Origin of the sequence: Rhodobaculum claviforme (assembly GCF_016653255.1) — a bacterium.
Classification (GTDB): domain Bacteria; phylum Pseudomonadota; class Alphaproteobacteria; order Rhodobacterales; family Rhodobacteraceae; genus Rhodobaculum; species Rhodobaculum claviforme.
Genome location: NZ_NHSD01000322.1, coordinates 1 through 25,654, shown reverse-complemented (window position 1 = coordinate 25,654; position 25,654 = coordinate 1). Strand labels below are relative to the sequence as shown.

Genomic DNA, 25,654 nt, shown 5'->3' with positions numbered 1-25,654 from the left:
CCCCGCCCCCTGTGACGACCCGCTTGTTCACGACCCCGAGGGCGGCCTGCCGCGGCTGCGCGCCATCATGGCGCGGCTGCGCGATCCCGACACCGGCTGCCCCTGGGACATCGAGCAGACCTTCGCCTCGATCGCCCCCTACACCCTGGAGGAGGCGCATGAGGTCATCGACGCCATCGCGCGCGCCGACTGGCCCGCGCTGGAGGGTGAGCTGGGCGATCTGCTGTTGCAGGTCGTCTATCACGCGCAGATGGCCGCAGAGGCCGGGCACTTCGACCTCGACGGCGTGATCCGCGCCATCGCCGACAAGATGGTCGCCCGCCACCCGCATGTCTTTGGCAACGAGAGCCGCGACAAGTCCGCCGCCCAGCAGGTCGCCGACTGGGAGGCGATCAAGGCAACCGAGCGCAAGGCGCGCGCCGCGGGCGGCGTGCTGGACGACGTGGCGCTGGCGCTGCCGGCGTTGACGCGGGCGGTGAAGCTTCAGAAACGCGCGGCACGGGTGGGGTTCGACTGGCCCGACACGACCCAGGTCCTGACCAAGGTGCAGGAGGAAGCCCGCGAGCTGGTCGAGGCGCAGGCCAGCGGCGATGCCGCCCACACGGCCGAGGAGTTCGGCGACCTGTTGTTCGTGATGGCCAACCTTGCGCGCCACCTCGACATCGACCCCGAGGCCGCCCTGCGCGCCGCCAACGCCAAGTTCATCCGCCGCTTTGCCGCGATCGAAGCCGCGCTGGCCGCCGATGGCCGCCGCCCCGAGGACAGCACCCTCGCCGAGATGGACGCGCTGTGGGAGGCCGCCAAGCGCGCGGGCGGCTGACCCGCCCGGGCCGGGACATGAGCGCGCCTCATGGTCTTGATGTGATCAATGAGGTTGATTCACAGCCACCCCGCCCCCTATGTCCCAAGGCAGCGCCTGCAGGGGCGCAACTTTGCATGACCGAAGGGGGTCCCCGATGTCCCGTCCCGCCCGTTCCGCCGTTTTCGACCGCCTGGGCGCGCTTGCGCGTGAGCGGGTGCTTGTCCTCGACGGGGCGATGGGCACGCAGCTTCAGAACCTCAGGCTGAGCGAGGACGACTTCATCGGCCACGGTCCCGGCTGTGGCTGCCACCCCACGCTGCATGGGGTGCAGGACAAGCCCCAGCAGGGCAACAACGACCTGCTGCTGCTGACCCAGCCCAAGGCGATCGAGGAGATTCATTTCCAGTTCGCCATGGCCGGTGCCGACATCCTGGAGACGGGGACGTTCTCCTCCACCGCCATCGCGCAGGCCGACTACGGGCTGGAACACGCCGTGCACGAGATGAACGTCGCAGGCGTCCGGCTGGCCCGCGCCGCCGCCGAGCGCGCGCAGGCCGCCGACGGCCGGCCGCGGTTCGTGGCGGGCGCGGTGGGGCCGACCAACCGCACCGCGTCGATCAGCCCGGACGTGAACAACCCCGGATACCGCGCCACCACCTTTGACGAGCTGCGCGCGGCCTACCGCGACCAGATCCGCGGGCTGGTGGCCGGCGGCGCCGACATCATCCTGATCGAGACGATCTTCGACACCCTCAACGCCAAGGCCGCGGTGTTCGCCGCCAACGAGGTGTTCGCCGAGACCGGCGTGGAACTGCCGATGATGATCTCGGGCACCATCACCGATGCCTCGGGGCGGACACTGACGGGGCAGACGCCGACCGCGTTCTGGTACTCGCTGATGCACGCGCGCCCCTGGACCATCGGGCTGAACTGCGCGCTGGGGGCCGAGGCGATGCGCCCCCACATCGCGGAGCTGTCGGGCGTGGCCGACACGCTGATCTGCGCCTATCCCAACGCGGGCCTGCCCAACGCCTTTGGCGGCTATGACGAGGGCCCCGACGAGACCGCCGCCCAGATCGAGCGGTTCCTGGAGGAGGGGCTGGTGAACGTGGTCGGCGGTTGCTGCGGCACCACGCCCGAGCACATCCGCGCCATCGCCGACGTTGCCGCCCGCCACACCCCCCGCAGCGTGCCCGTGATCGCGCCGAAGCTGCGCCTGTCGGGGCTGGAGCCCTTCACCCTGACGCCCGAGATCCCCTTCGTGAACGTGGGCGAGCGCACGAACGTCACCGGCTCGGCCAAATTCCGCAAGCTGGTGCGCGAGGCGGATTACACCACCGCGCTGGAGGTGGCGCTGGATCAGGTCGAGGGCGGCGCGCAGATCATCGACGTCAACATGGACGAGGGGCTGATCGATTCGGCCGCGGCCATGCGCGATTTCCTCAACCTCGTGGCGGCCGAACCCGACATCGCCCGCGTGCCCGTGATGATCGACAGCTCCAAGTGGGAGGTGATCGAGGAGGGGCTGAAGTGCAGCCAGGGCAAGGCGGTGGTGAACTCCATCAGCCTCAAGGAGGGCGAGGCGCAGTTCCTCCATCAGGCCCGGCTGTGCCGCGCATACGGCGCCGCCGTGGTCGTCATGGCGTTCGACGAGGATGGCCAGGCCGACACCCGGACGCGCAAGACCGAGATCTGCGCGCGCGCCTACAAGCTGCTGACCGAGGACGGCTTTCCGCCCGAGGACATCATCTTTGATCCCAACATCTTCGCCGTGGCGACGGGGATCGAGGAGCACGACAACTACGGCGTCGACTTCATCGAGGCGACGCGCTGGATCCGTGAAAACCTGCCCCACGCCCATGTCTCGGGCGGGGTGTCGAACCTGTCCTTCAGCTTCCGCGGCAACGACACCGTGCGCGAGGCGATGCACGCGGTGTTCCTCTACCACTGCATCCGCGCGGGGATGGACATGGGGATCGTAAACGCGGGCCAGCTCGCCGTCTATGACCAGATCGAGCCCGCGCTGCGCGAGGCCTGCGAGGACGTCGTCCTCAACCGCCGTTCGGACGGCACCGAGCGCCTGCTGGAACTGGCCGACCGCTTCAAGGGCGGCGTGCGCGAGGCCCGCGCGCGCGACCTGACGTGGCGCACATGGCCGGTGGACAAGCGGCTGGAGCACGCGCTGGTCAACGGCATCACCGAATTCGTCGACGCCGATGTGGAGGAGGCGCGGCAGCAGGCCGCCCGTCCGCTGGACGTGATCGAAGGCCCGCTGATGGCCGGCATGAACGTGGTGGGCGACCTGTTCGGCGCGGGCAAGATGTTCCTGCCGCAGGTGGTGAAATCCGCGCGCGTGATGAAGCAGGGCGTGGCCGTCCTGCTGCCCTACATGGAGGCGGAAAAGGGCGAGCGGCAGTCCGCCGGCCGCGTGCTGATGGCCACGGTCAAGGGCGACGTCCACGACATCGGCAAGAACATCGTCGGCGTCGTTCTGGCCTGCAACGGCTACGAGATCATCGACATGGGCGTGATGGTCCCGGCCGAGAAGATCCTCGCCACCGCGCGCGAGAAGAACGTCGACATGATCGGGCTGTCGGGCCTCATCACGCCGTCGCTGGACGAGATGGTCCATGTCGCGAGCGAAATGCAGAAGCAGGGCTTCGACATGCCGCTGCTGATCGGCGGCGCCACCACCAGCCGCATGCACACCGCCGTGAAGATCCACCCGTCCTACAGCCGCGGTCAGGCGGTGCATGTGACGGACGCCAGCCGCGCGGTGGGCGTCGTCTCGGCGCTGCTGTCCAAGGACCAGAGGCCCGGCTTCGTGGCGGATATCCAGACCCGCTACGCCGACCTCGCCGCCGCCCATGCGCGCGGCGAGCGCGAGAAGGAGCGCCTGCCGCTGTCGGTGGCGCGCGACAATGCGCTGCGGCTGGACTGGGACGGCTACGCCCCCGTCACGCCCAGCTTCACCGGCACCCGCATCATCGACGACTGGGACCTGGCGGAGATCGCGGGCCACATCGACTGGACCCCGTTCTTCCAGTCCTGGGAGCTCAAGGGCGTCTATCCCCGCATCCTGGACGACCCGACGGTGGGCGAGGCCGCGCGCACCCTCTTTGCCGATGCCCAGTCCATGCTGCAGCGCATCATCGGCGAGCGCTGGTTCACGCCGCGCGCCACCGTGGGCTTCTGGCCCGCCAACGCGGTGGGCGACGACATCCGCCTGTATTCCGACGCGGACCGCACCACCCCGCTGGCCACGCTGCACACCCTGCGCCAGCAGCTTCAGCGCCGGGGCGGCAAGCCCAACATCGCGCTGTCGGATTTTGTGGCGCCCGAGGGGATGACCGACCACATCGGCGCCTTCGTCGTGACCGCCGGCCCGGAGGAGGCCGAGATCTCCGCCCGCTTCGAGGCGGCGAACGACGATTTCTCGGCCATCATGGTCAAGGCGCTGGCCGACCGCTTCGCCGAGGCGATGGCCGAGATGCTGCACGCCCGTGTCCGGCGCGAGCTGTGGGGCTACGCCCCCGACGAAGCCTTCACCCCCGAGGAGCTGATCGCCGAGCCCTACGCCGGCATCCGCCCCGCGCCGGGCTACCCCGCGCAGCCCGACCACACCGAAAAGGCGACGATCTGGCGCCTGCTCGACGCCGAGGCCGCCACCGGCGTCAGCCTGACCGAGAGCTTCGCGATGTGGCCGGGCTCTTCGGTGTCGGGCTTGTATGTGGGCCACCCCGACAGCTTCTACTTCGGCGTGTCGAAGATCGAGGCGGATCAGGCCGCCGACTATGCCCGTCGCAAGGGCATGTCGGTGGACGAGGCCGAGCGCTGGCTGGCGCCGGTGCTGAACTACACCCCCGGCCCCAAGGCGCTGGCGGCGGAATGATCCCGCCCCCCCGGCGCCTGCCCCCGGGCAGGCCCCGAGGGGCGGAGGGCGGCCCCGGTCGGCCCGGCCTGGATCAGGACACCCGTGGTCCCGGCTGACGGTGGCATGCTGGCTTCCGGTTGTCCGTCACGCACCGATCTTTGGCCTGCCGGTCCGTGGCCTGCCGGTTCTTGGTCTGCCCGTTCTTGGTCTGCCCGTTCTTGGTCTGCCCGTTCTTGGTCTGCCGGTACCTGGCCTGCTGGTACCTGGGCTGCCGGTCCGTGGCGCGTCGGTCCGTGGCGCGCCGGTGCTCGATCTGGTGGTGTGGGGTCTTGTGCGTGGTCCGGAGCCATCGTCCGGTTTCCGGTGAACCTGAGGCCCGGGGGCTGGCGGGCGTCCGGTCCGCGGGCAGGGGTCACGGCGCTGCGGGGGCTGACACGCACCTGGTCGGCGGGCGTACGGCTCCCCAAAAGGCCGCGTGGCGCTCCGGGGGCGCGCCGGTCCGTCGCGGCGGGGATATCGGGCGGGCCCTGTTTCTCCGACCCCAACCGCGGGGCTGACGTCGCGCGGCGCAGCCCCCCTCAGCCCGGCCGGGCGGTGGGAGGGCGGACGCCCGCCGGGGCATGTTCCTCGATACAGGCGGTGATGGCGGCGCGGCGCAGCGGCTTTGTCAGGCACCCGTCGAGCCATTCCGGCGTGCCGCCATCCCCGGGCGCGTGAGCGGTCAGCGCGACGATCGGGATGCGGCCGCCGCTGGCGCGCTCCACCGCGCGGATGGCGCGGGCCGCTTCGTGGCCGTCCATACCGGGCATGGCGATGTCCATGAACACCAGATCCGGCGCGAAACTGGCGTACATCGCCACCGCCGTTTCCCCGTCATCTGCGAATGTCAGCTCGATATCCAGATGCTTGAGCATCTTGGCGAGGACCAGCTGGTTGGTGCGGTTGTCCTCGGCCGACAGCACGCGCATGCGGCGGCGCGGGGCGGGGGGGGCGGGGATTTCCTCGGTCGGCGGGTCGGCCGCGGCACCGCACAGATCGGCGAGCCGGGCCAGCAGCGTGCGCCGCAGCACCGGCGCCTGCAACACCGTGACCGACAGCGCCGCCGCGGCCGCCACCTTGATCCCCGCGGGATTCGCGCTGAGCAGCAGGACAGGACCGTCCCAGCCCTGCGCGCGCAGCGCGGCGACCAGCTCCAGCCCGTCCGTCCCCGGCAGCGTGTCGGTGCACACGACCACGTCGGGCACATCCTCGCGCACCGCGCGCAATGCCTCGGGGGCGGCGTGGCAACTGCTGACGCGCACGCCCAGCGCGCCCAGCTGCCGATCCAGGATCGCGCGGTTCACCAGCCGGTCGTCGACCACCAGGGCGTGACGCAGCGATTCGGGCAGCGGGCGCGGCGCGGCGACCTCCTCGGCCACCGGCAGTGACAGGCGGATGCCGAAGCAGGCGCCCGCGCCCGGGGTGCTGTCGACCCAGATCTCTCCACCCATCAGCGCGATCATGCGGCGCGTCAGCGCAAGGCCCAAGCCCGTCCCCTCGAACCGGCGGTTCTCGGCAGCGTCAAGCTGGGTGAACCGGTCGAAGATCTGCTCCAGATGGGCGGCGGCGATGCCGATTCCGGTGTCCTCGACCGTCAGGTGCAGGTCGCATGTCCCGCCACCGTCGACCACGCCGGTGACCCGCACCAGCACATGGCCCGCGGCGGTGAACTTGACCGCGTTGCCGATCAGGTGTGTCAGCACCTGGCGCACGCGCCCGGGGTCGGCCACCAGCCGCGTCGGCAGGAACAGGTCGTAATCCACCAGCAACGCCAGCCCGCGATCCCGTGCCGGCGGCTGGTGCATCACCACGACCTCGTGGATGCAGCGTTCGAGGTCAAAGGCCTCGGGTTGCAGGATCACCCGTCCGCCCTCGGCCCGGGCGAAGTCGAGGATGTCGTTCATCACCTGCAACAGCGCCTCGCCCGAGGAGCGGATCGTCTCGGCGCACTGGCGCTGGTCGTCGGTCAGGTCGCTGTCGCACAGCATCTCCGCCATTCCGACGATGCCGTTCATGGGGGTGCGGATTTCGTGGCTCATGTTGGACAGGAACACCGCCTTGGCGCGGGCGGCGGCCTCGGCACGCTCGTGCTCCTGGCGCAGGCGCTCTTCCAGCAGGACGGTTTCGGTGATGTCGAGGGCGACGCACACCACCTCGTTGTCGCGGGTGCGGTGGTCCGACAGACGCATCCACGGGCCGTCGCGCCAGCGCAGCACGGCCGGGGGGATCGGGTCCTCGGTCCAGCGGGCCTGCATGGTGGCGACCCAGTCGTCGGGATCGGTGCCGTCCAGTTCGATCAGCGGGGTGTCGGCGCACAGGCGCAGCAGCCGCGCGCGTGCGATGCCGGGGCGCACGTCGGGACAATCGGCATAGGGGCGCAGAAACGTCGCGTTGGCCGCCAGCAGCCGCCCCGCGGCATCGAACAGCGCCAGCCCGTCCTCGACCGCCGCCATGGTGTCGTGCAAACGGCGGCTGGCGACCCCGGCGACGTGGGCGGCGCGCGCAGCCTCGCCACGCAGACGGTCGAGGGTGTCGCCGGGGGGTGGGGCGCTGCGGTGGGCGGCCTCCCGCTCGGCCACGAGGCGGGTGCCGATATGGCGCCCGCGCGCCTCCAGCGCGGCCTGCGCGGCGCGCAATGCGCGCGTACGCCGGTCCAGCAGCCCTTCGGCCGCCAGACGGGCCCGGCGCTCCATCGTCAGCCGCTCGGACCAGCCCGCCACTGCCCACGCCATTCGGACCCTCTCCACCTTCGCGGGGCCAAGGGTGCCGCAACGGGGTGAAGACGCACTTAACGCGGGCCCGCCCGCCGCCGGATGGGGCCGATCACATGGAGAAGCTGACGCCGCAGCCGCAGCTGGAGCTGGCGTTGGGGTTGTTGATGGTGAAGCGCGCGCCGATCAGCTCCTCGGTGAAGTCGATCACGGCATTGGACAGAAGCGGCAAGGACACCGGGTCGATCACCACCCGCGCGCCGTCCTTTTCCAGCACGAGGTCGTCCTCGGCGGGGTCATCGAGGCGGATGTCGTACTGGAAGCCCGAGCAGCCGCCGCCCTCGATGGCGACGCGCAGGGCGCGCGCCTCGCCGCTGTCCTCGGCGATTTCCAGCAGGCGGGCGAAGGCGCGGTCGGTGACCTGGGGCGGCAGGGTCAGCGCGTCGGATGGCATGCGGCACCTCTGGCTACGGCGCGGACCCCAAGACGGGGTATTTCCGAGCCTTTCGCTAAGAGATATAGACCCCCGAAACGTCAGCGACAAGCGCGAGGCAGCAATGCGGGCCCCCTACGCCTCGGACCCCGGCCACAGCCGGGGCCGGATCACCCCCGAGGACGAGAGCGCCTGGCGCCCGGCGTTCCAGCGCGACCGCGACCGGATCATCCATTCCAGCGCGTTCCGTCGGCTCAAGCACAAGACCCAGGTCTTTGTCGCGCACGAGGGGGACTTCTACCGCACCCGCCTGACGCATTCGATCGAGGTGGCGCAGGTGGCGCGCACACTGGCGCGCGTGCTGGGCCTGGACACGGAGCTGGCCGAGGCGGTGGCGCTGGCGCACGACCTCGGCCACCCCCCCTTTGGCCATGTCGGCGAGGACGCGCTGGAACGCCTGATGGCGCCGCACGGGGGGTTCGACCACAACGCCCAGGCCGTGCGCATCGTCACCCGGCTGGAGCGCCACTATGCCGAATTCGACGGCCTGAACCTGACGTGGGAGACGCTGGAGGGCATCGCCAAGCACAACGGCCCCGTGGCCGTGGCCCCGTGGGCGCTGGAGGACTATACCGCCGTGCAGGATCTGGAGCTGCACACCCACGCGGGGCCCGAGGCGCAGGCGGCGGCGGTGGCCGACGACATCGCCTACAACCACCACGACCTGCACGACGGGTTGCGCGCGGGGCTGTTCGTCGAAGCCGACCTGATGGAGCTGCCGGTGGTCGGCCCCGCCCTGCGCGAGGTGGACGCGCGCTGGCCCGGGCTGGAGGCCCCGCGCCGCCGCCACGAGGCGCTGCGCCGCGTCTTCGGCGCCATGGTGGAGGACGTGATCGCCACCGCCCGCGCCCGGCTGGACACGGCCGCCCCGCAAAGCGTGGCCGAGGTGCGCGCGCTGGACCACCCGGTGGTGGCGTTTTCCCCCGGCATGGTGGCGGACCTGGCGCAGATCCGGGACTTCCTGTTCCACCGGATGTACCGCGCGCCGCAGGTGATGGAGATGCGCGCCCGCGCGCGCGTCGTGGTGGAGGGGCTGTTTGCCACCTATGTCGCGCGCCCCGAGCTGCTGCCGCCCGAATGGCGGCCCGCGGCGGCGTGCGATGCCACCGCCCGGGCGCGCGTCGTGTGCGACTATGTCTCGGGGATGACCGACCGCTTCGCGATCGAGGATCACGCCCGGCTGACGGCCTGAGGCGTCACAGCATCGCCATGCCGCCGTTCACATGCAGCGTGGCGCCGGTGACATAGCCTGCCTCCGCGCTGGCGAGGTAGAGCGCGGCCGCCGCGATCTCCTCGGGGGTGCCCATGCGCCCCGTGGGGATCTGGCCCAGGATGCGGCCCTTCTGGTCATCGGTCAGCTTGTCGGTCATCGCGGTCTCGATGAAGCCGGGCGCGATGCAGTTGACGGTGACGCCGCGGCTGGCGACCTCGGCCGCGAGGCTCTTGGACATGCCCACGAGGCCCGCCTTGGCCGCGGCATAGTTCCCCTGCCCCGCGTTGCCCGTGGCGCCCACGACCGAGGTCACGTTGACGATCCGCCCCCAGCGCGCCTTCATCATCCCGCGCAGCACACCGCGCGACAGCCGGAACGCGGCCGTCAGGTTGACGTCGATCACCGCCTGCCAGTCGTCGTCGGACATGCGCATGAACAGCCCGTCACGGGTGATGCCTGCGTTGTTGATCAGGATGTCGACGCCGCCCAGCGCCTCCGCCGCGCGCTTGGGCAGCGCCTCGATCGCGGCCGTATCCGACAGATCGCACGCCACCACATGCGCGCGCGCGCCCAGATCGGCGGCCAGCGCCTCCAGCGGGGCCTGGCGCGTGCCCGACAGCGCCACCGACGCCCCCGCCCCATGCAGTGCGCGCGCCACCGCCGCCCCGATGCCGCCCGATGCGCCGGTGATCAGCGCGCCCTTGCCAGTCAGATCGAACATCCTGCCCTCCGTCCGTTATGCCATGTGTCGGGCGCGGGCATAGCAGGCCCGGGCACCAAGGCAAACGGGCACACCACCCCCGGGCGCCCCTTGGACGCCGCCCGGCCCCGACCTATGATCCGGCACATGGGTACGCCGGTCCTGCAACTGACCGACCGCGGGCTTTACTGCGCGGCGGGGGAGTTCTTTGTCGATCCGTGGCGCCCGGTGCCGCGGGCGCTGATCACCCACGGCCACGCCGATCATGCGCGGTCCGGGCACGGGGCGTATCTTGCGACCGACATCGCCGCCCCGGTGATGCGCCACCGACTCGGCGCGATCACGCTGGACACCATCCGCTATGGCGAGGTCCGCCGCATCGGCGCCGCCACCGTCAGCTTCCACCCGGCCGGGCACGTCCCCGGATCGGCCCAGATCCGGGTGGAGGTGGGCGGCGAGGTCTGGGTCGTCTCGGGCGACTACAAGTTGGGAGCGGACGGGCTGTCGACCCCGTTCGAGCCGGTGCGCTGCCACACCTTCATCAGCGAATGCACGTTCGGGCTGCCGGTCTACAAATGGCCCGACCAGGCGGCGGTGCTGGCGCAGATCACCGACTGGGTGGCGTGGGCGGCCGAGCAGGGGCGCACGCCGGTGCTGGGGGTCTATGCGCTGGGCAAGGCGCAGCGGCTGCTGGCGGGGCTGGGGCATCTGGGCCCGATCCTGACCCATGGCGCGGTGGAGGCCACGAACGCGGTGATGCGCGACCAGGGCATCGCCCTGCCGCCCACGATCCAGGTGCAGCGGGGGCTGGACCTCAAGCCCCACCGGGGGCGGCTGGTGCTGGCGCCGCCCGCAGCGCTTGGCACGCCATGGATGCGCAAGCTGGGGCCGGTGTCGGTGGGGTTCGCCTCGGGGTGGATGCGGCTGCGCGGCGTGCGGCGCAGGCGGGCGGCGGACCGGGGGTTCGTGATCTCGGACCATGCCGACTGGGACGGGCTGAACGCCGCCATCGCCGCCACCGGGGCCGAGCGGGTGCTGGTGACGCACGGCTACACCACGGTGTTCGCGCGCTGGCTGGCGGAGCGGGGATATGACGCCGGGGTTCTTGCGACGGAATATGTGGGCGAGGACGCCGACGACAGCGCCCCCGAGTCCGGTGGTGAGTCCGGTGGTGAGGGGCCGGGCGACGGCGCCACGTCTGCCGGCGGCCCCGGCACGCCCGATGCGGCGGCAGAGGTGGAGGACGACACCCCCTCCGCCGCCCGGGGGGCCGCGCCATGAGGGGCTTTGCCGCGCTGTTCACCGCGCTCGACGGGACCACGCGCACCCTGCCCAAGGTGGCGGCCCTGGCAGAGTATTTCCGCACCGCCCCCGAGGACGACCGGCTGTGGACCATCGCCCTGCTGTCGGGCCGTCGGCCGCGCCGCGCGGTCAGCGCCACCCGGCTGCGCGAATGGGCGGCGGAGCGCGCCGGCCTGCCGCTGTGGCTGTTCGAGGAGGCCTATCCCGTCGTCGGCGACCTGGCCGAGACCATCGCGCTGGTGCTGCCGCCCCCCACCCGGCGCGACGACCGCAGCCTGACCGACTGGATGGCGCACCTCGCCGATCTGGCGGGCCGCGACGAGGACACGCGCCGCGTGGGCGTGCTCGCCGCCTGGGACGGGCTGGAGGCCACCGAACGCTTCGTGTTCAACAAGCTGCTGACGGGGGGGTTCCGCATGGGCGTCAGCCAGGGGCTGATGACCCGCGCGCTGGCGCAGGCCACGGGCCGGGAGGAGGCCGAGCTGGCCCACCGCCTGATGGGCGACTGGACCCCGGCCACCACCACCTTCCGCGCGCTGGTGCTGGAGGACGACCCGGCCGCGGACCTGTCGCGCCCCTATCCCTTTGCGCTGGCGCCGCAACTGGAGGGGGGGCCCGACGCGCTGGGCCCGCCCGGCGACTGGCTGGCGGAGTGGAAATGGGACGGCATCCGCGCGCAGCTGATCCGGCGTGGCGGCGCGTGGCACCTGTGGTCGCGCGGCGAGGAGCTGATCACCGACCGCTTTCCCGACCTTGCACCCGCCGCGATGGCGCTGCCCGATGGCACCGTCATCGACGGAGAGCTGATGGCCTGGCGCGACGGCGCACCGCTGCCCTTTGCCGCGCTGCAACGCCGGATCGGGCGCAAATCCGTGCCGAAATCCCTGCTGGCCGAGGCACCCGCCGCGCTGCTGGCCTATGACCTGCTGGAATGGCAGGGCGCGGACCTGCGCGCGGCCCCGCAGGACGACCGGCGCGCGCAGCTGGCGCAGGTCGCCACCGGCCCGGTGATCCGGCTGTCCCCCACGGTGGCGTTTTCCGACTGGGACGGTCTGGCGCGCGCCCGCGCCACCGCCCGCGACCACCTGGCCGAGGGGCTGATGCTCAAGCACCGCGCCGCCCCCTACAGCGCCGGGCGCCGCAAGGGCGCCTGGTGGAAATGGAAGCTCGACCCCCGCACGGTGGATGCGGTGATGATCTATGCCCAGGCCGGCCACGGCCGGCGCGCCGCACTCTATACCGATTTCACCTTTGCGGTGTGGCACGAGGGCGCGCTGGTGCCCTTCACCAAGGCCTATTCGGGCCTGACGGATGCGGAGTTCCGCAAGATCACCGCCTGGGTGCGCCGCAACACGCTGGAACGCTTCGGCCCGGTGCGCCGTGTCACCCCCGAGCTGGTGTTCGAGATCGCCTTCGAGGGCATCCAGGCCAGCCCCCGCCACAAATCCGGCATCGCACTGCGGTTTCCGCGCATGGCCCGCTGGCGCCACGACAAGCCCGCCGCGCAGGCCGACACCCTCGACAGCCTGCGGGCGTTGCTGCCACCGGGCTGAGCATGGCTTTTCACGGCCCCGGCGCTGGGCTAGGGTGCCGCGACATCAACGGGGGCAGACATGAAGACACCCGCTCTGGCCGCGCTGACGGCGCTGGTCTTGCTGAGCGCCTGTGCCGGGGTGCGGCAGTCGGCGGTCAATCCGTTCAACTGGTTCGGCGGCAGCACCAGCCGCACGGTCGAGGCGACGGCGATCCCCGAGGGCGGCTTTGCGGAAGTCATCGACAACCGCCCCGCCGTGGCCGAGGTCATCGACATGGCCGTGGAACCCGCACAGGGCGGCGCGATCGTGCGCGCCACCGGCCTGCCCCCCACGCAAGGCTGGTGGGACGCGGAGCTGCGGCCCGACGGGGACCTGGCGCCGGTCGACGGCGAGCTGACGTTGCGCTTCGTGCTGGCCCCGCCCCGGCAGGAGACGCGCCAGGGCCCCGCCCGCTCGCGCGAGGTGTCGGCGGGACTGTTCGTCCCGGCCTCGGTGCTGGCGCAGACGCGCCGCGTCACCGTGATCGGCGAGCGCAACGCCCGCACCGTCACCCGCCGCTGACGCAGGCCCCGCCGGGCGCCGCGCGCACGGAAACATGGCCCCGGGCACTGGACGGCGCGCGCCGTGGCGCCACACTGCGGCAGGGACACACCCGGCCGTGCCCGGCCATCGATCACGCACCCCGAGGGGAGACGCCCAGGATGAACGCCTTTGGCAAGAGCCAGCAGATCCGCCGGCTGGAGGATGTCCGCTTCCTCACCGGCCATGGCCGCTATGTGGACGATATCGCCCCCGCAGGCGCGCTGGTGGCGCAGTTCCTGCGCGCCCCCATGGCCCATGCCGCGATCACCGCGCTGGACGTCACCGCCGCGCGCACGGCCCCCGGCGTGGCCGCCGTGCTGACCATCGAGGACATGGACGCCGCCGGTGTGGCGCGCACCATGAAGACCACCCCCGTCACCGGCCCCGACGGCCAGCCCGGCGCCACCCCTGAACGGCCCGTGCTGGCGCGTGGCCGTGTGCGCTTCGTGGGCGAGGCGGTGGCGCTGATCCTGGCCGAGACCCCCGACCAGGCGCGGGACGCCGCCGAGCTGATCGAGGTCGACTACGCCGAGGAGGCGGCACACATCGCGCTGGCCCCCGGTGGCCCGACCATCCATCCCGAAGCCCCCGACAACATCGCCTATGACTGGGCGGCCGGCGACGCCCCCGCCACCGATGCGGCCTTTGACACCGCCGCCCATCGGGTCGCGCTGCGGCTGGCGCACAACCGCATCATCTGCAACGCGATGGAGCCGCGCGGCGCCACCGCCGAATGGGACGGCGCCCGGCTGCACCTGTGCTTCGGCGGCCAGGGCGTCTGGGGCCCCAAGGCGCAGCTCGCGGCCGCGCTGGGGCTGGAGGCGGACGCGGTGCGGGTGACGGTGCCCGACGTGGGCGGCGGATTCGGGATGAAGGCGATGATGTACCCCGAATACATCGCCATCGCGGCGGCCGCGCGCGCGCTGGGCCGCCCGGTGCGCTGGATGTCCGACCGGACCGAGGCGATGCTGACCGACAACGCCGGGCGCGACCTGATCTCCGAGGCGGAACTGGCGTTCGACGCCGACCACCGCATCACCGGCTACCGGGTGCGGATCCTGTCGAACCTCGGGGCCTACAACTCGGGCTTTGCACAGAACATCCAGAGCACGGCTTCCTCCAAGGTGCTGACGGGGGTCTATGACATTCCCGCCGCCCATGTCCGCGCCACCGGCATCTTCACCAACACCACGCAGGTGGACGCCTATCGCGGCGCAGGCCGCCCCGAGGCGATCTACACGCTGGAGCGCACGCTGGACCATGCCGCGCGGGTGCTGGGGGTAAGCCCGACGGAGCTGCGGCGGCGCAACTTCATCCGCCCCGACCAGATGCCCTATGCGACGCCGTCGGGCGAAACCTACGACACCGGGGATTTCGCCCGCACCCTGACCCGCGCCGAGGCCGACGTTGCGGGCTTTGCCACGCGCCGGGCCGCGTCGCAGGCGGCGGGGCGTCTGCGCGGCCTCGGGGTCTGCAGCTACATCGAGGCGATCCTGGGCGATCCGTCCGAAGGCGCCACGGTGGAGTTCTGCGACGACGGCACGGTGAACCTCTACGTCGGCACGGTGTCCAACGGACAGGGGCACGAGACCGTCTATGCCCAGTTCCTGGCCGAACGGACCGGCCTGCCGATCGACGCGATCCGGGTGATCCAGGCCGACAGCGACCGCATCGAGCAAGGGGGCGGCACCGGCGGCTCGCGCTCGGTCACGGTGCAGGGCATGGCCACGCTGGGCGCGGTGGAGGAGATGGTCGCCGCGTTCTCGACCTTTCTGGAGGGGGAGCTGGGCATGGAGGGCGTCACCTTTGACGGCGCCACCTTCCGCGCCGATGGCACCAACCGCACGCCGACGCTGCTGGAGGCCGCCGACATGGTCCGCGCCGCAGGCCGCACCGACCTTCTGCGCCACGCCGCGCGGCGCACGCTGGACGGTCGCTCCTATCCCAACGGCACCCACATCGCCGAGGTGGAGATCGACCCCGACACCGGCGCACTGGAGATCGTGCGCTACACCGTCACGGATGACTTCGGCAACCTGATCCACCCCCAGCTGGCCGAGGGGCAGGTGCACGGCGGCATCGCCCAGGGCTTCGGCCAGGCGGTGTGCGAATTCGCGGCCCACGACACGACGGGCCAGCAGCTGACCGCCAGCTTCATGGACTATGCCATGCCGCGCGCGTCCGACCTGCCGATGGTCCGCTTCACCACCGAACCCGTGCCCTCGGTCAACAACCCCCTCGGCATGAAGGGCTGCGGCGAGGCCGGGACGGTGGGCGCGCTGGCCGCCATCGGCAACGCGGTACAGGACGCGCTGTGGGACCGCGGTGTGCGGCAGGTCGACATGCCGTTTACGCCCGCACGGCTGTGGACGTTGCTGCATCGGGCCGGGCAATGACCGACGCGCCGATCCGCGATGCGGCCACCGTCGTGGTGCTGCGTGATGGCGCGGCCGGGCCCGAGGTGCTGATGGGCCAGCGCGGGGCGACGGCGGCGTTCATGCCGTCGAAATTCGTCTTTCCCGGGGGTGCGCTCGATCCCGGTGACGCGGATGTGGCGCTGGCCGCACCGCTGGCGCCGGAGTGCACGGCGCGCCTGGGCCCGCTGGCTCAGGCCCTCGCCGCCGCCGCCATCCGCGAGCTGTGGGAGGAAACCGGCCTGCCGCTGGGCACGCCCGGCGTCTGGCGCAGCCCAGCCCCGGACGACTGGCGGGGGTTCGCCGCACGCGGCCTGGTGCCCGATCCCGGCGGGCTGCGATTCATCTTTCGGGCGATCACGCCGCCGGGGCGCCCGCGCCGGTTCGATGCGCGGTTCTTTCTGGTGGAGGCCGGCCGCCTCCACGGCCCCTGCGACGATTTCTCGGCCGCCTGCGAGGAGCTGTCGCACCTGCAATGGATCCCGCTGGCCGAGGTGCGCCGCTTCGACCTGCCCTTCATCACCGAGGTGGTGATGGCCGAAGTCGCCGCCATCGCCGCCGGCGCGCCGTTCGACAGTGTGCCGTTCTTCGACAATTCCGGCGACCGGCCGGAGTTCCAGCGCATCGCCTGACGGCGGGGTCACTTGCGCTCGGGGGTGAAGCCCTTCTGGAACTGCTGGAACTGCTGCGCCATCGCCTGGCCCATCGCCTCGACCATGGCCTGATAGGCCTTGGCGGCGAATTCCGCCTGCCGGTCCGAGGGGATCATCAGCTCCTTGAATTCCTCCGGGGTGCAGTCGATCTCGATGTTGACCTTCATGGGGTCCTCCGCTGTTCAGCCGTTTTCGGGACGTTCGGCGACGGCCTCCAGGCGGTCCTCGATCTCGCGGCGCAGGGTGCGGCGGATCTCGGCGGCGCGGTGGCGCTTGTGCTCCAGCTCCGTGCGGGGCGTCAGCGGCGGCACGGCGGCCGGGCGGCCGTCGTCGTCCACCGCGACCATGGTGAAATAGCACGAATTGGTGTGGCGCAGGGTGCCGGAGCGGATGTCCTCGGCCTCCACCCTGATGCCGACCTCCATCGAGGTGCGCCCGGCAAAGTTCACGCTGGCGCGAAAGGTCACCAGCTCACCGACCGCGATGGCCTCGCGGAACACCACCTGATCGACCGACAGCGTCACCGCATAGCGGGCCGAGTACCGCGAGGCACAGGCGAACGCCACCCGGTCGAGCAGGTTGAGCAGGGCGCCCCCGTGCACCTTGCCCGAGAAATTCGCCATGTCCGGTGTCATCAGCACCGTCATGGCCAGAAACCGGCGGTCGTCCTCGGTACTGTCGTGCATCGCCCTCGCCCAGTGTTGACCCGACGTGGCGCCACAATGCCGGGACCGCGCGCCCGGGTCCAGCCCGGGCGCGCGGCGGTCGCGTCAGTGCGCGCGCAGCTCGGCCTTGCGCTCCAGCCGGCGGGCATGCAGCACCGGCTCGGTATAGCCCGAGGGCTGCACCCGCCCCTCGAACACCAGATCGCAGGCGGCGCGGAACGCCACCCCGTCAAAGCGGGGGGCCATCGGCACATAACCGGAATCGCCCGCGTTCTGGCGATCCACCACCACGGCCATGCGGCGCATCACCTCGGTCACCTGTTCGGGGGTGACGATGCCGTGGTGCAGCCAGTTGGCGATGTGCTGGGCCGAGATGCGGCAGGTCGCGCGGTCCTCCATCAGGCCCACATCGTTGATGTCGGGCACCTTGGAGCAGCCCACCCCCGCGTCGATCCAGCGCACGACATAGCCGAGGATGCCTTGCGCGTTGTTCTCCACCTCGCGCAGGATCTGATCCTGCTTCCACTTGCGGAACGACGCCAGCGGGATATCCAGGATCCCGTCCACATGCGCGCGCCGACCGCTCTTGCGCAGCCCCGCCTGCACCGCGAACACGTCGATGCGGTGGTAGTGCAGCGCGTGCAGCGTCGCGGCCGTGGGCGAGGGCACCCAGGCGCAGTTCGCGCCCGCTTTGGGGTGTTCGACCTTGGCCTCCAGCATCGCGGCCATGCGGTCGGGCATCGCCCACATGCCCTTGCCGATCTGCGCGCGCCCCGACAGCCCGCATTCCAGCCCGATGTCGACGTTGAGGTTCTCGTAGGCCGTGATCCAGCCCTTGCGCTTGATGAAGTCCTTGCGGCTGAAGGGGCCGGCCTCCATCGAGGTGTGGATCTCGTCGCCGGTGCGATCGAGGAACCCGGTGTTGATGAAGGCCACCCGGTGCTTGGCCGCGCGGATGCACTCCTTGAGGTTGACCGAGGTGCGCCGCTCCTCGTCCATCACGCCCAGCTTGACGGTATACTGCGGCAGGCCCAGCAGCGCCTCGACGCGGGTGAAGATCTCGTCGGCAAAGGCGACCTCGTCGGGGCCGTGCATCTTGGGCTTGACCACATAGACCGAGCCGTGGGCCGAGTTGCGCGGGCCCGCGTCCTTGCGCAGGTCGTGCATGGCGATCAGCACGGTGATGGCGGCGTCCATCAGCCCCTCGAACACCTCCTGCCCGTCGGCGTCGAGGATCGCGGGGTTGGTCATCAGGTGGCCCACGTTGCGCACCAGCATCAGCGCGCGGCCCTTGATGGTGACGGTGGCGCCGTCGGGGGCGGTGTAGTCGCGGTCGGGGTGCAGTGCGCGGCGCATCTCGCGCCCGCCCTTGGCGAAGGTCGTCGTCAGATCGCCCTTCATCAGCCCAAGCCAGTTGCGATAGGCCGCGACCTTGTCCTCGGCATCCACACAGGCGACCGAATCCTCGCAATCCATGATCGCGGACACGGCGCTTTCCAGCCGCACATCGGCCAGGCCCGCCTGGTCGCGCGCGCCGACCGGATGGGTGCGGTCGAACACCAGCTCCACATGCAGGCCGTTGTTGCGCAGCAGCACCGCATCGGGCGCGCGCGGATGGCCGCGGTGGCCGACGAATTTCGACGGGTCCTGCAGCGGCTGGTCATCCACCAGCAGCGCGCCGCCCTTGACGTGATAGCGCCGCGCGTCGGCGTGGCTCAGGCCGGTGACCGGGAACGCCTCGTCGAGGAACACGCGGGCGCGGGCGACCACACGGGCGCCGTGGCCCCGGTCATAGCCACCGCCCGCCGGCGGCCCGCCCATCGCGTCGGTGCCATAGAGCGCGTCATAGAGGCTGCCCCAGCGCGCGTTGGCCGCGTTGATGGCATAGCGCGCGTTGGTGATCGGCACCACCAGCTGCGGGCCAGGCACGGTCGCGATCTCGGGGTCGGTGTTGGCGGTCTCGATCTCGAACGGCGCACCTTCGGGGCGCAGATAGCCGATTTCCTCCAGGAACGCCTTGTAGGCGGCGTGGTCGTGGGGCTGGTTGCGGCGCGCCAGATGCCAGGCGTCGATCCGGCCCTGAAGCTCCGCACGCTCGGCCAGAAGGGCGCGGTTGCGTGGCGTCAGGTCGCTCAGGATGGCCGCGAAGCCGTCCCAGAACGCCTCCGCCTCGACGCCGGTGCCGGGCAGCGCCTCGGCCTCCACGAACTGCGCAAGCTCGGGCGCAACACGCAGCCCCGCCCGCGAAACATGCTCCGTGCGTGTCTCGGTCACCGTTCCTCGCCTCCTGTTGACAGTTTCGGGAGGCACAGACCAAGTTTGGCCGGGCAATGCAAGGCCCTTGCCGCAGTGCAGCGGGCGCGGACCCTCAGTGCCCGAGGATCTGGCTCAGGAACAGCTTGGTGCGGTCGGACCTGGGGTGCAGGAAGAACTCCTCGGGCTCGTTCTGCTCCACGATCTGGCCCTGGTCCATGAAGATCACGCGGTTGGCGACCTGCCGGGCAAAGCCCATCTCGTGCGTCACCACCAGCATGGTCATGCCGTCCTCGGCCAGGCTGATCATGGTGTCGAGGACCTCCTTGATCATCTCCGGGTCCAGCGCCGAGGTGGGTTCGTCGAACAGCATGATCCGCGGGCGCATGCACAGGCTGCGCGCGATGGCCACACGCTGCTGCTGGCCACCCGACAGCTGCCCGGGGTACTTGTTCGCCTGCTCCGGGATCTTGACCTTCTCGAGGAAATGCATCGCGATTTCCTCGGCCTCGCGCCTGGGTGTCCGGCGCACCCAGATCGGCGCGAGGGTGCAGTTCTCCAGGATCGTCAGGTGCGGGAACAGGTTGAAGTGCTGGAACACCATGCCGACTTCGGAGCGGACCTTGTCCACGTTCTTGAGGTCCTCGTTCAGCTCGGTCCCGTCGACGATGATCTGCCCGGCCTGGTGTTCCTCCAGCGCGTTGATGCAGCGGATCAGCGTGGACTTGCCCGAGCCGGACGGCCCGCAGATCACGATGCGCTCGCCGCGGTACACCGTCATGTCGATGTCGCGCAGGACGTGGAAGGCGCCGTACCACTTGTTCATGCGGCTGATCTGGACGGCGACCTCGTCGGTCACCTTCATGCGGCTGGCGTCGATGCGCCGGTCGGTCGCGACCTCGGGCAGCGCGGTGTCGGTCATGGCTTTCCCCTCTCTCAACGGTGGCCGCGCGACAGCTTGCGCTCCAGGTACATGGAGTATCGCGAGATGCCGAAGCAGAAGACGAAGAACAGCGCGCCGATGAAGATGAACAGCTCCCAGTAGATACCGTTCCAGCTGGTGTCGGCGCGGATGGCGTTGGACAGCCCGATCGGATCCAGAAGGCCGATGAACACGACCAGCGTGGTGTCCTTGAACAGCCCGATGAAGGTGTTGACGATGCCCGGAATGGAGATCTTCAGCGCCTGCGGCAGGATGATCAGCCGCATCGAGCGCCAGTAATCGAGGCCGAGGCTGTCGGCGGCCTCGTACTGACCGCGCGGCAGCGCCGCGAGCCCCCCGCGCACCACCTCGGCGATGTAGGCGGCGGCGAAGATGGTGACCATGATGATGACCCGAAGGATCAGGTCGAAACTGGTCCCCGGCGGCAGGAAGTAGTTCAGCAGAAGCGACGCCGTGAACAGCAGCGTGATCAGCGGCACGCCGCGGATGAACTCGATGAAGATGATGCAGACGCTGCGCAGCAGCAGCATGTCCGACTTGCGCCCCAGCGCCAGCAGCACGCCCAGCGGCAGCGACAGCGAGATCCCCGAAATCCCGATCACCAGCGAGATCAGGAACCCCCCGAAGCGGTCCGAGCGCACGAACTCCAGCCCCAGCGGCGCCACCGATGTCAGCGCCCCGGCCACCGCACCCGCCGCCAGCACCCACCACAGGATCGGCGTCACCAGTGCCGCGAGGATCGCCCCCAGCGCCGTGTAGGGGGTGATCAGCCGCCACGCCAGCGCGCCCACGCCAAACCCGGCCGCCGCCACGACGGGGATCCAGATCGAGCCCCCCCACAGCAGGTGATAGGCCACGAAGGGGTACAGCGCCGACAGCCACAACAGCCGCCGCGGCAGGTTGGAGAACAGCATCGGCGCCAGCGCCCCGAACAGCAGCACCAACGCCAGAACAGGGCGCCAGTAGTGCTGCGGCGGGTAGAAGCCGAACAGCAGCTGGTGCCAGCGGTCGCGGATCACGCCCAGGCACGCCCCCGACCGGCCGTCCAGGATCGCCCGGCATTCCGCCAGCGAATTGGCGTTCCAGACCGCATTGCCGAACCACGGCGTGATGTGCGCCAGCAGCCACCAGATCACATAGAGCGACGCCAGCGTCAGCGCGGTGTTCATCCACCCCGAGAACAGGTTCTCGCGCAGCCATTTCACCGCGCCGCGCTGGGCGATGGGGGCCGGGGCCTCGGGCAGCATGGTGTCGCGCACGAAGGCCGTGGTGCGGGCGTGGGTATCGCTCATCTCACCGCTCCTTCAGTTTGACACGGGCGTTGTAGACGTTCATCGCCCCGGAAATCAGCAGGCTGATGACCAGATAGATGAGCATCATCAGCAGCATCCCCTCCAGCTCGCGGCCGGTCTGGTTGATGGTGATGCCACCCAGCGTGGAGCGCAGGTCCATGTACCCCACCGCCAGCGCCAGCGAGGTGTTCTTGGTGATGTTGAGGTACTGCGAGATCAGCGGCGGGATGATCACCCGCAACGCCTGCGGCAGGATCACCAGCCGCATCGTCAGCCCCGGTCGCAGTCCCAGCGCGAACGCCGCTTCGGTCTGGCCCTTCGATACCGCCAGGATGCCCGAGCGCACGTTCTCGGCCACGAACGCCCCGGTGTAGATCCCCAGCGCGAACCACAGCGCGATCAGCGAGTTGCGCAGGTGCGTGCCGCCGGCAAAGTTGAAGCCCCGCAGCTCGGGGTAGCCGAGGTGGAACCCGAGCACGACCAGCAGCGCCACGATGGGCAGCACCAGGATCAGGATCGACTTCCACCAGGTTTTGGGGCGGATGCCGGTGGCGTTCTGCACGGCGGTGGCGTGCGCCAGCAGCCGCTTGTTGGCCCAGATCGACAGCCCCACCACCGCCACGATCGCCAGCAGGTCGATGCTGATCAGGAAGCTGCCCATGTCGATGACGCCGAGGCTGCGGGAAAACAGCGGCTCGGGGATGTAGACGCCGCGGTTGGTCACCGCGACCGTGTCCCACAGCAGCATCGAGGACGTCGCATCCTCGCCCCGGAACGCCGAGGGCGGCGGCATCGCCTCGGTCATGATCGCAAAGATGATCAGGATCCACAGAAGCGTGGGGATGTTGCGAAAGATCTCGACGTAGACGGTCATCAGCCCGGCCACGAGCCAGTTGTTCGACAGCCGCAGAACGCCCGCCAGAACCCCCACCACGGTTGCCAGCACGCAGGCCAGCACCGCGACCAGCAGCGTGTTGAGCAACCCCACCACCGCCGCGCGGCCATGGGTCATCTGGCTGTTGTAGTCGATCAGCCGCTGGTTGATGTCATACCCCGCCGTCTGACCCAGGAACCGGAACGAGAAATCACGCCCGAGAGCTGCGAGGTTCGTCAGCGTGTTGTCGATCAGCCAGGCAAAGAAGCCCATGAGCAGGAACAGCACCACGACCTGGATCGTCAGCGAGCGGTACCGCTTGTCGTACAGCAGCATGCTCGGCCGGAAGACCTTGCGCGGGAATGTCTCGGCGGTGGTCGCCATCGCACCTCTACCCCCTGTATCCGCCCCGGATGCCTGTACGGTCTCTCCCGTCCATGAGGGGCGGGGCCAGGGCGGCGGTGTCCGGACGGAGCCGGAACCGGCTGGCGGGGGCGCATCGGCGCCCCCGCCCCGATCAGTTCAGATCAGATCAGATCAGCGGAACGGCGGGGCATAGAGCAGGCCGCCCTGCGTCCACTGCGCGTTCAGCCCGCGCGCAAGACCGATGGGGGTGCCATCGCCGATGTTGGCCGCAAAGATCTCGCCGTAGTTACCACCGGCCGAGATCGCGCGAATCGCCCACTCGGGATCGAGGCCCAGCATGCTGCCCAGCTCACCCTCGGTGCCCAGCAGACGGTTGATCTCGGGGTTGTCGGTGCCCTGCGCCAACTCGGCGATGTTGGCCGAGGTGATGCCCATTTCCTCGGCGGCGACGAGGGCGAAGAACGTCCACTGCACCACGCCGGCCCAGCGGTCGTCGCCGTCGCGCACGGTGATCGCCAGCGGCTCCTTGGAGATGACCTCGGGCAGGATCACATGGTTTTCGGGATCGGCAAAGCTGGCACGGGTGGCCGCCAGGCCCGACACGTCGGTGGTGTACACGTCGCACGCCCCGGCGAGGTACTGCTGCTGCGCCTCGGCGTTGGTCTCGATTGGCACCGGCTCGTACTCCATGCCGTTGGCACGGAAGTAGTCCGCCAGGTTCAGCTCGGTGGTGGTGCCGGTCTGGATGCACACGGTGGCCCCATCGAGCTCCGTGGCCGAGCCGACGCCCAGATCGCCGCGCACCATGAAGCCCTGGCCGTCATAGTAGTTGATGCCCACGAAGCGCAGATTCAGGTCCACGTCGCGCGTGAAGGTCCAGGTGGTGTTGCGCGCGAGAACGTCGACCTCGCCCGAGGCCAGCGCGGTGAAGCGGGTCTGCCCGGTGGTCGGCACGAATTCCACCGCCATCGGGTCGTCCAGCACCGCCGCAGCGACAGCCCGGCACATGGCCACGTCGAAACCCTGCCAGACGCCGTTGGCGTCGGGTGCCGAGAAGCCCGCGAGGCCGGTGGAGACGCCGCAGCGCACCTCGCCGCGGTCGATGACTTCCTGGAGCGTGTTGGCCGAAGCCGCGCCGGCCACAAGCGCGGACGCCGCCGCGATCGAGCCGAGAAGGACGGTCTTGTTCATGGATACCTCATCCCTGTGGTGTGCCCGCTGACGGGGCGTTATTTGCACCGAACGGCAATTTCCTGCCGATCCTGCGTGCCGACCGGGCGAGTCTTTGCGCGGTCTCCCTTGGGAATGAAACAGCCAGCCGCATCGGTCAAGAAATTTTGCCACCGGCGGGGCGGGCGCATGCTCACGGATTGGGCATCCCGGCGCCCATTTGGGCGGCATGAAACCCGTCGCGCAGGGTCAGCGCAGCATCGCCAGCAAGTCGGCGGCGCGCTGGAACGCGGCGCCGCGCAGCGCGCGCGCCGCCTCGGCCGCCGCATCGCTGCCCCATTGCTCGGTCTGCCAGATCTCGTCGAGGTGGGCGATGTCCCACAGCTCGGCCGCGGGGCGATGCTCCAGCGCCACCGCCAGCCCGATCACCACCGAGCCCGACAGCGACACCACCTCGGACAGCCCCGTCAGCGCAAAGGCGTCGAGGCGCGCCACCGCCGCACGCAGCGCGGACAGGCTCTCGGGCGGCTGCGCGGCAGGCATCACGCCCTGCACCGGAACCAGCCGCGCCCCCAGATCCCGCTCGGCCCACGCCAGCAGCGGGTCCCACGCCGCCGCCTGCCGTGCCACCAGCCCGGCCGGCCCCGGCGCCCGATGGCACAGAAGGTCACTCTCGCCATAGGCCGCGATCCCGTCGATCAGCGGCTCGGGGTCCGGCGCGACCCGGTCGATGGCCGCGTTCACCGCCCGCGTCACCGGCATCGTGTCGGGGCGTACCGTCCCGTCCTGCGCGGCCCATTCGTCGGCCACCGCCTGCGCCAGCGCGCGCACAGGCACCACCAGCGCGGCGCGCCCCGGCGTCCGCAACGGACGGTCGTCGAGGGCCACGCCAAAGCCCCCGGCCGCGTCCACCACCGTCGCCTGCGTCCAGAACCGGCGCGGCGCCCAGGGGTTCGCGGCGCCGCTCATGCCGGATCCTCGAACGGATCGGCGGGGACCGCGTCCTCGCGCCAGTCGAAGGCCTTGAAGGTTCGCTTCATGTGCTCGGGCAGCGGCGCGGTCAGGGTGATCACCTCGTTGGTGATGGGGTGGGTGAAGCGGATCATCCGGGCGTGCAGGTGCAGCTTGCGGCTGATCTCACCGCCCAGGCTCGCGCCCCAGCCGTCGCCGGGGTTGTCCTGGCCCGAGCCGCCGTATTTTCCATCCCCCACCACCGGGTGGCCCAACTCTGCCATGTGCGCGCGCAGCTGGTGGGTGCGCCCCGTGATCGGCACCAGCGCGACCCAGGCGGCGCGGGTCCCCAGCGCCTCCAGCACGGCGAAATCGGTGGTGGCGCGCTTGGCGCCCTCGGTGTCGGCCACGGCGCCGGGGTGGATGCAGCGCATCTTCTCCTCGCCGCGCCCGCCGGCCTTGACCAGGCCATAGCGGATGGTGCCCATGCGCGGGCTGGGCACACCCGCGACGGCGGCCCAGTAGATCTTGCGCGTCTCGCGGTTGCGGAACGCCGTGCCCAGCCGCCGCGCCACCCGTTCCGTGCGTGCCAGCAGCAACACCCCCGAGGTGTCCTTGTCCAGCCGGTGCACCAGCACCGGGCGCTCCTTGTAGCCGAACATCAGCGCGGGGCTCAGCCCGTCCACATGGCGGTTGCCGAGGCCACTTCCGCCCTGGCTCGGCAGGCCCGGGGGCTTGTTCAGCGCGATGATGTGGGCGTCCTTCCACAGCACGGCGGCGCGGATCATCTCGGCGTCGTCGTCGGTCGGCTCCAGCTGCGTG

General features: G+C 70.6%; 20 protein-coding genes. 8 read left to right on the top strand and 12 right to left on the bottom strand.

The features are described from left to right. The first annotated feature begins 67 nt into the window (after nucleotides 1-67). On the top strand, nucleotides 68-820 hold the full coding sequence (gene mazG, locus CCR87_RS15795) for a nucleoside triphosphate pyrophosphohydrolase (RefSeq protein ID WP_201158503.1): 753 nt from the start codon (nucleotides 68-70) through the stop codon (nucleotides 818-820). A 136-nt stretch (nucleotides 821-956) separates the two neighbouring features. Next, nucleotides 957-4,694, top strand: coding sequence for a methionine synthase (gene metH, locus CCR87_RS15790; RefSeq protein WP_201158500.1), 3,738 nt, complete (start codon nucleotides 957-959; stop codon nucleotides 4,692-4,694). Nucleotides 4,695-5,254: 560 nt separating this feature from the next. On the opposite strand, the gene CCR87_RS15785 is transcribed toward metH, so the two are convergent. Together CCR87_RS15785 and CCR87_RS15780 are read right to left on the bottom strand one after the other, a co-directional pair. After that, nucleotides 5,255-7,447 (bottom strand): response regulator, encoded by a 2,193-nt coding sequence (locus CCR87_RS15785; RefSeq protein ID WP_201158499.1) that lies wholly within the window; start codon nucleotides 7,445-7,447, stop codon nucleotides 5,255-5,257. Between the two features lie 91 nt (nucleotides 7,448-7,538). Continuing rightward, nucleotides 7,539-7,865 carry a HesB/IscA family protein gene (locus CCR87_RS15780; protein WP_201158502.1) on the bottom strand — a complete coding sequence of 109 codons (327 nt, stop codon included), beginning with the start codon at nucleotides 7,863-7,865 and terminating at the stop codon, nucleotides 7,539-7,541. Between the two features lie 118 nt (nucleotides 7,866-7,983). Here CCR87_RS15780 and CCR87_RS15775 point away from each other — a divergent pair, with 118 nt between their 5' ends. Beyond that, nucleotides 7,984-9,111, top strand: coding sequence for a deoxyguanosinetriphosphate triphosphohydrolase (locus CCR87_RS15775; RefSeq protein WP_201158498.1), 1,128 nt, complete (start codon nucleotides 7,984-7,986; stop codon nucleotides 9,109-9,111). Between the two features lie 4 nt (nucleotides 9,112-9,115). Here the strand turns inward: CCR87_RS15775 and fabG are convergent, their stop codons facing one another. After that, nucleotides 9,116-9,853: a 3-oxoacyl-[acyl-carrier-protein] reductase gene (gene fabG / locus CCR87_RS15770; RefSeq protein ID WP_201158497.1), complete on the bottom strand. Its 738-nt coding sequence runs from the start codon at nucleotides 9,851-9,853 to the stop codon at nucleotides 9,116-9,118. A gap of 126 nt (nucleotides 9,854-9,979) precedes the next feature. Here fabG and CCR87_RS15765 point away from each other — a divergent pair, with 126 nt between their 5' ends. From CCR87_RS15765 to CCR87_RS15745, 5 genes are all read left to right on the top strand, one after another. Then, a complete protein-coding gene (locus CCR87_RS15765; RefSeq protein ID WP_201158496.1) occupies nucleotides 9,980-11,113 on the top strand; it encodes a ligase-associated DNA damage response exonuclease in 1,134 nt (377 codons plus the stop codon). Continuing rightward, complete coding sequence (locus CCR87_RS15760; RefSeq protein ID WP_201158495.1) at nucleotides 11,110-12,687, top strand: ATP-dependent DNA ligase; 1,578 nt, start codon at nucleotides 11,110-11,112, stop codon at nucleotides 12,685-12,687. The genes CCR87_RS15765 and CCR87_RS15760 overlap by 4 nt, the downstream gene beginning before the upstream one ends. A 60-nt stretch (nucleotides 12,688-12,747) precedes the next feature. Further along, on the top strand, nucleotides 12,748-13,230 hold the full coding sequence (locus CCR87_RS15755; protein ID WP_201158494.1) for a hypothetical protein: 483 nt from the start codon (nucleotides 12,748-12,750) through the stop codon (nucleotides 13,228-13,230). Nucleotides 13,231-13,370: 140 nt separating this feature from the next. Then, nucleotides 13,371-15,647, top strand: coding sequence for a xanthine dehydrogenase family protein molybdopterin-binding subunit (locus CCR87_RS15750; protein ID WP_201158493.1), 2,277 nt, complete (start codon nucleotides 13,371-13,373; stop codon nucleotides 15,645-15,647). Next, nucleotides 15,644-16,297, top strand: coding sequence for an NUDIX hydrolase (locus CCR87_RS15745; protein WP_201158492.1), 654 nt, complete (start codon nucleotides 15,644-15,646; stop codon nucleotides 16,295-16,297). Before CCR87_RS15750 ends, CCR87_RS15745 begins: the two co-directional genes overlap by 4 nt. An 8-nt stretch (nucleotides 16,298-16,305) precedes the next feature. Here CCR87_RS15745 and CCR87_RS15740 read toward each other — a convergent pair whose 3' ends face one another. The 9 genes from CCR87_RS15740 to CCR87_RS15700 all read right to left on the bottom strand — a co-directional run. Further along, a complete protein-coding gene (locus tag CCR87_RS15740) occupies nucleotides 16,306-16,485 on the bottom strand; it encodes a hypothetical protein (protein ID WP_201158491.1) in 180 nt (59 codons plus the stop codon). 15 nt (nucleotides 16,486-16,500) lie between these two features. Then, the gene (locus CCR87_RS15735; protein WP_207186667.1) at nucleotides 16,501-17,004 is read right to left on the bottom strand and encodes an acyl-CoA thioesterase; all 504 of its coding nucleotides are present in this window, start codon (nucleotides 17,002-17,004) and stop codon (nucleotides 16,501-16,503) included. An 84-nt stretch (nucleotides 17,005-17,088) separates the two neighbouring features. Continuing rightward, nucleotides 17,089-19,257 (bottom strand): malate synthase G, encoded by a 2,169-nt coding sequence (locus CCR87_RS15730; RefSeq protein ID WP_201158490.1) that lies wholly within the window; start codon nucleotides 19,255-19,257, stop codon nucleotides 17,089-17,091. 94 nt (nucleotides 19,258-19,351) lie between these two features. Continuing rightward, entirely contained in the window at nucleotides 19,352-20,158 is an 807-nt protein-coding gene (locus CCR87_RS15725) for an amino acid ABC transporter ATP-binding protein (RefSeq protein ID WP_201158489.1), read from the bottom strand. 14 nt (nucleotides 20,159-20,172) lie between these two features. Beyond that, nucleotides 20,173-21,471 (bottom strand): amino acid ABC transporter permease, encoded by a 1,299-nt coding sequence (locus CCR87_RS15720; protein ID WP_201158488.1) that lies wholly within the window; start codon nucleotides 21,469-21,471, stop codon nucleotides 20,173-20,175. A gap of 1 nt (nucleotide 21,472) precedes the next feature. Further along, nucleotides 21,473-22,729 carry an amino acid ABC transporter permease gene (locus tag CCR87_RS15715; RefSeq protein ID WP_201158487.1) on the bottom strand — a complete coding sequence of 419 codons (1,257 nt, stop codon included), beginning with the start codon at nucleotides 22,727-22,729 and terminating at the stop codon, nucleotides 21,473-21,475. 153 nt (nucleotides 22,730-22,882) lie between these two features. Continuing rightward, nucleotides 22,883-23,902, bottom strand: a complete 1,020-nt coding sequence (locus tag CCR87_RS15710; RefSeq protein WP_201158486.1) for an amino acid ABC transporter substrate-binding protein — start codon at nucleotides 23,900-23,902, stop codon at nucleotides 22,883-22,885. Between the two features lie 228 nt (nucleotides 23,903-24,130). After that, nucleotides 24,131-24,850 carry an ATP12 family chaperone protein gene (locus CCR87_RS15705; RefSeq protein ID WP_201158485.1) on the bottom strand — a complete coding sequence of 240 codons (720 nt, stop codon included), beginning with the start codon at nucleotides 24,848-24,850 and terminating at the stop codon, nucleotides 24,131-24,133. Next, nucleotides 24,847-25,654: RluA family pseudouridine synthase (locus CCR87_RS15700; protein WP_201158484.1), on the bottom strand; the 808-nt coding region annotated here is incomplete at its 5' end. The genes CCR87_RS15700 and CCR87_RS15705, both read right to left, overlap by 4 nt.

Excerpts from the sequence above, each read along its gene's own strand:
- CCR87_RS15755 (WP_201158494.1), top strand. The coding sequence starts at position 12,748 with ATGAAGACACCCGCTCTGGCCGCGCTGACGGCGCTGGTCTTGCTGAGC.
- CCR87_RS15725 (WP_201158489.1), bottom strand. The coding sequence starts at position 20,158 with ATGACCGACACCGCGCTGCCCGAGGTCGCGACCGACCGGCGCATCGAC.
- CCR87_RS15750 (WP_201158493.1), top strand. The coding sequence starts at position 13,371 with ATGAACGCCTTTGGCAAGAGCCAGCAGATCCGCCGGCTGGAGGATGTC.
- CCR87_RS15740 (WP_201158491.1), bottom strand. The coding sequence starts at position 16,485 with ATGAAGGTCAACATCGAGATCGACTGCACCCCGGAGGAATTCAAGGAG.
- CCR87_RS15720 (WP_201158488.1), bottom strand. The coding sequence starts at position 21,471 with ATGAGCGATACCCACGCCCGCACCACGGCCTTCGTGCGCGACACCATG.
- CCR87_RS15710 (WP_201158486.1), bottom strand. The coding sequence starts at position 23,902 with ATGAACAAGACCGTCCTTCTCGGCTCGATCGCGGCGGCGTCCGCGCTT.
- CCR87_RS15745 (WP_201158492.1), top strand. The coding sequence starts at position 15,644 with ATGACCGACGCGCCGATCCGCGATGCGGCCACCGTCGTGGTGCTGCGT.
- mazG (WP_201158503.1), top strand. The coding sequence starts at position 68 with ATGGCGCGGCTGCGCGATCCCGACACCGGCTGCCCCTGGGACATCGAG.
- CCR87_RS15715 (WP_201158487.1), bottom strand. The coding sequence starts at position 22,729 with ATGGCGACCACCGCCGAGACATTCCCGCGCAAGGTCTTCCGGCCGAGC.
- fabG (WP_201158497.1), bottom strand. The coding sequence starts at position 9,853 with ATGTTCGATCTGACTGGCAAGGGCGCGCTGATCACCGGCGCATCGGGC.
- CCR87_RS15760 (WP_201158495.1), top strand. The coding sequence starts at position 11,110 with ATGAGGGGCTTTGCCGCGCTGTTCACCGCGCTCGACGGGACCACGCGC.
- CCR87_RS15775 (WP_201158498.1), top strand. The coding sequence starts at position 7,984 with ATGCGGGCCCCCTACGCCTCGGACCCCGGCCACAGCCGGGGCCGGATC.
- CCR87_RS15785 (WP_201158499.1), bottom strand. The coding sequence starts at position 7,447 with ATGGCGTGGGCAGTGGCGGGCTGGTCCGAGCGGCTGACGATGGAGCGC.
- CCR87_RS15735 (WP_207186667.1), bottom strand. The coding sequence starts at position 17,004 with ATGCACGACAGTACCGAGGACGACCGCCGGTTTCTGGCCATGACGGTG.
- CCR87_RS15765 (WP_201158496.1), top strand. The coding sequence starts at position 9,980 with ATGGGTACGCCGGTCCTGCAACTGACCGACCGCGGGCTTTACTGCGCG.
- metH (WP_201158500.1), top strand. The coding sequence starts at position 957 with ATGTCCCGTCCCGCCCGTTCCGCCGTTTTCGACCGCCTGGGCGCGCTT.
- CCR87_RS15705 (WP_201158485.1), bottom strand. The coding sequence starts at position 24,850 with ATGAGCGGCGCCGCGAACCCCTGGGCGCCGCGCCGGTTCTGGACGCAG.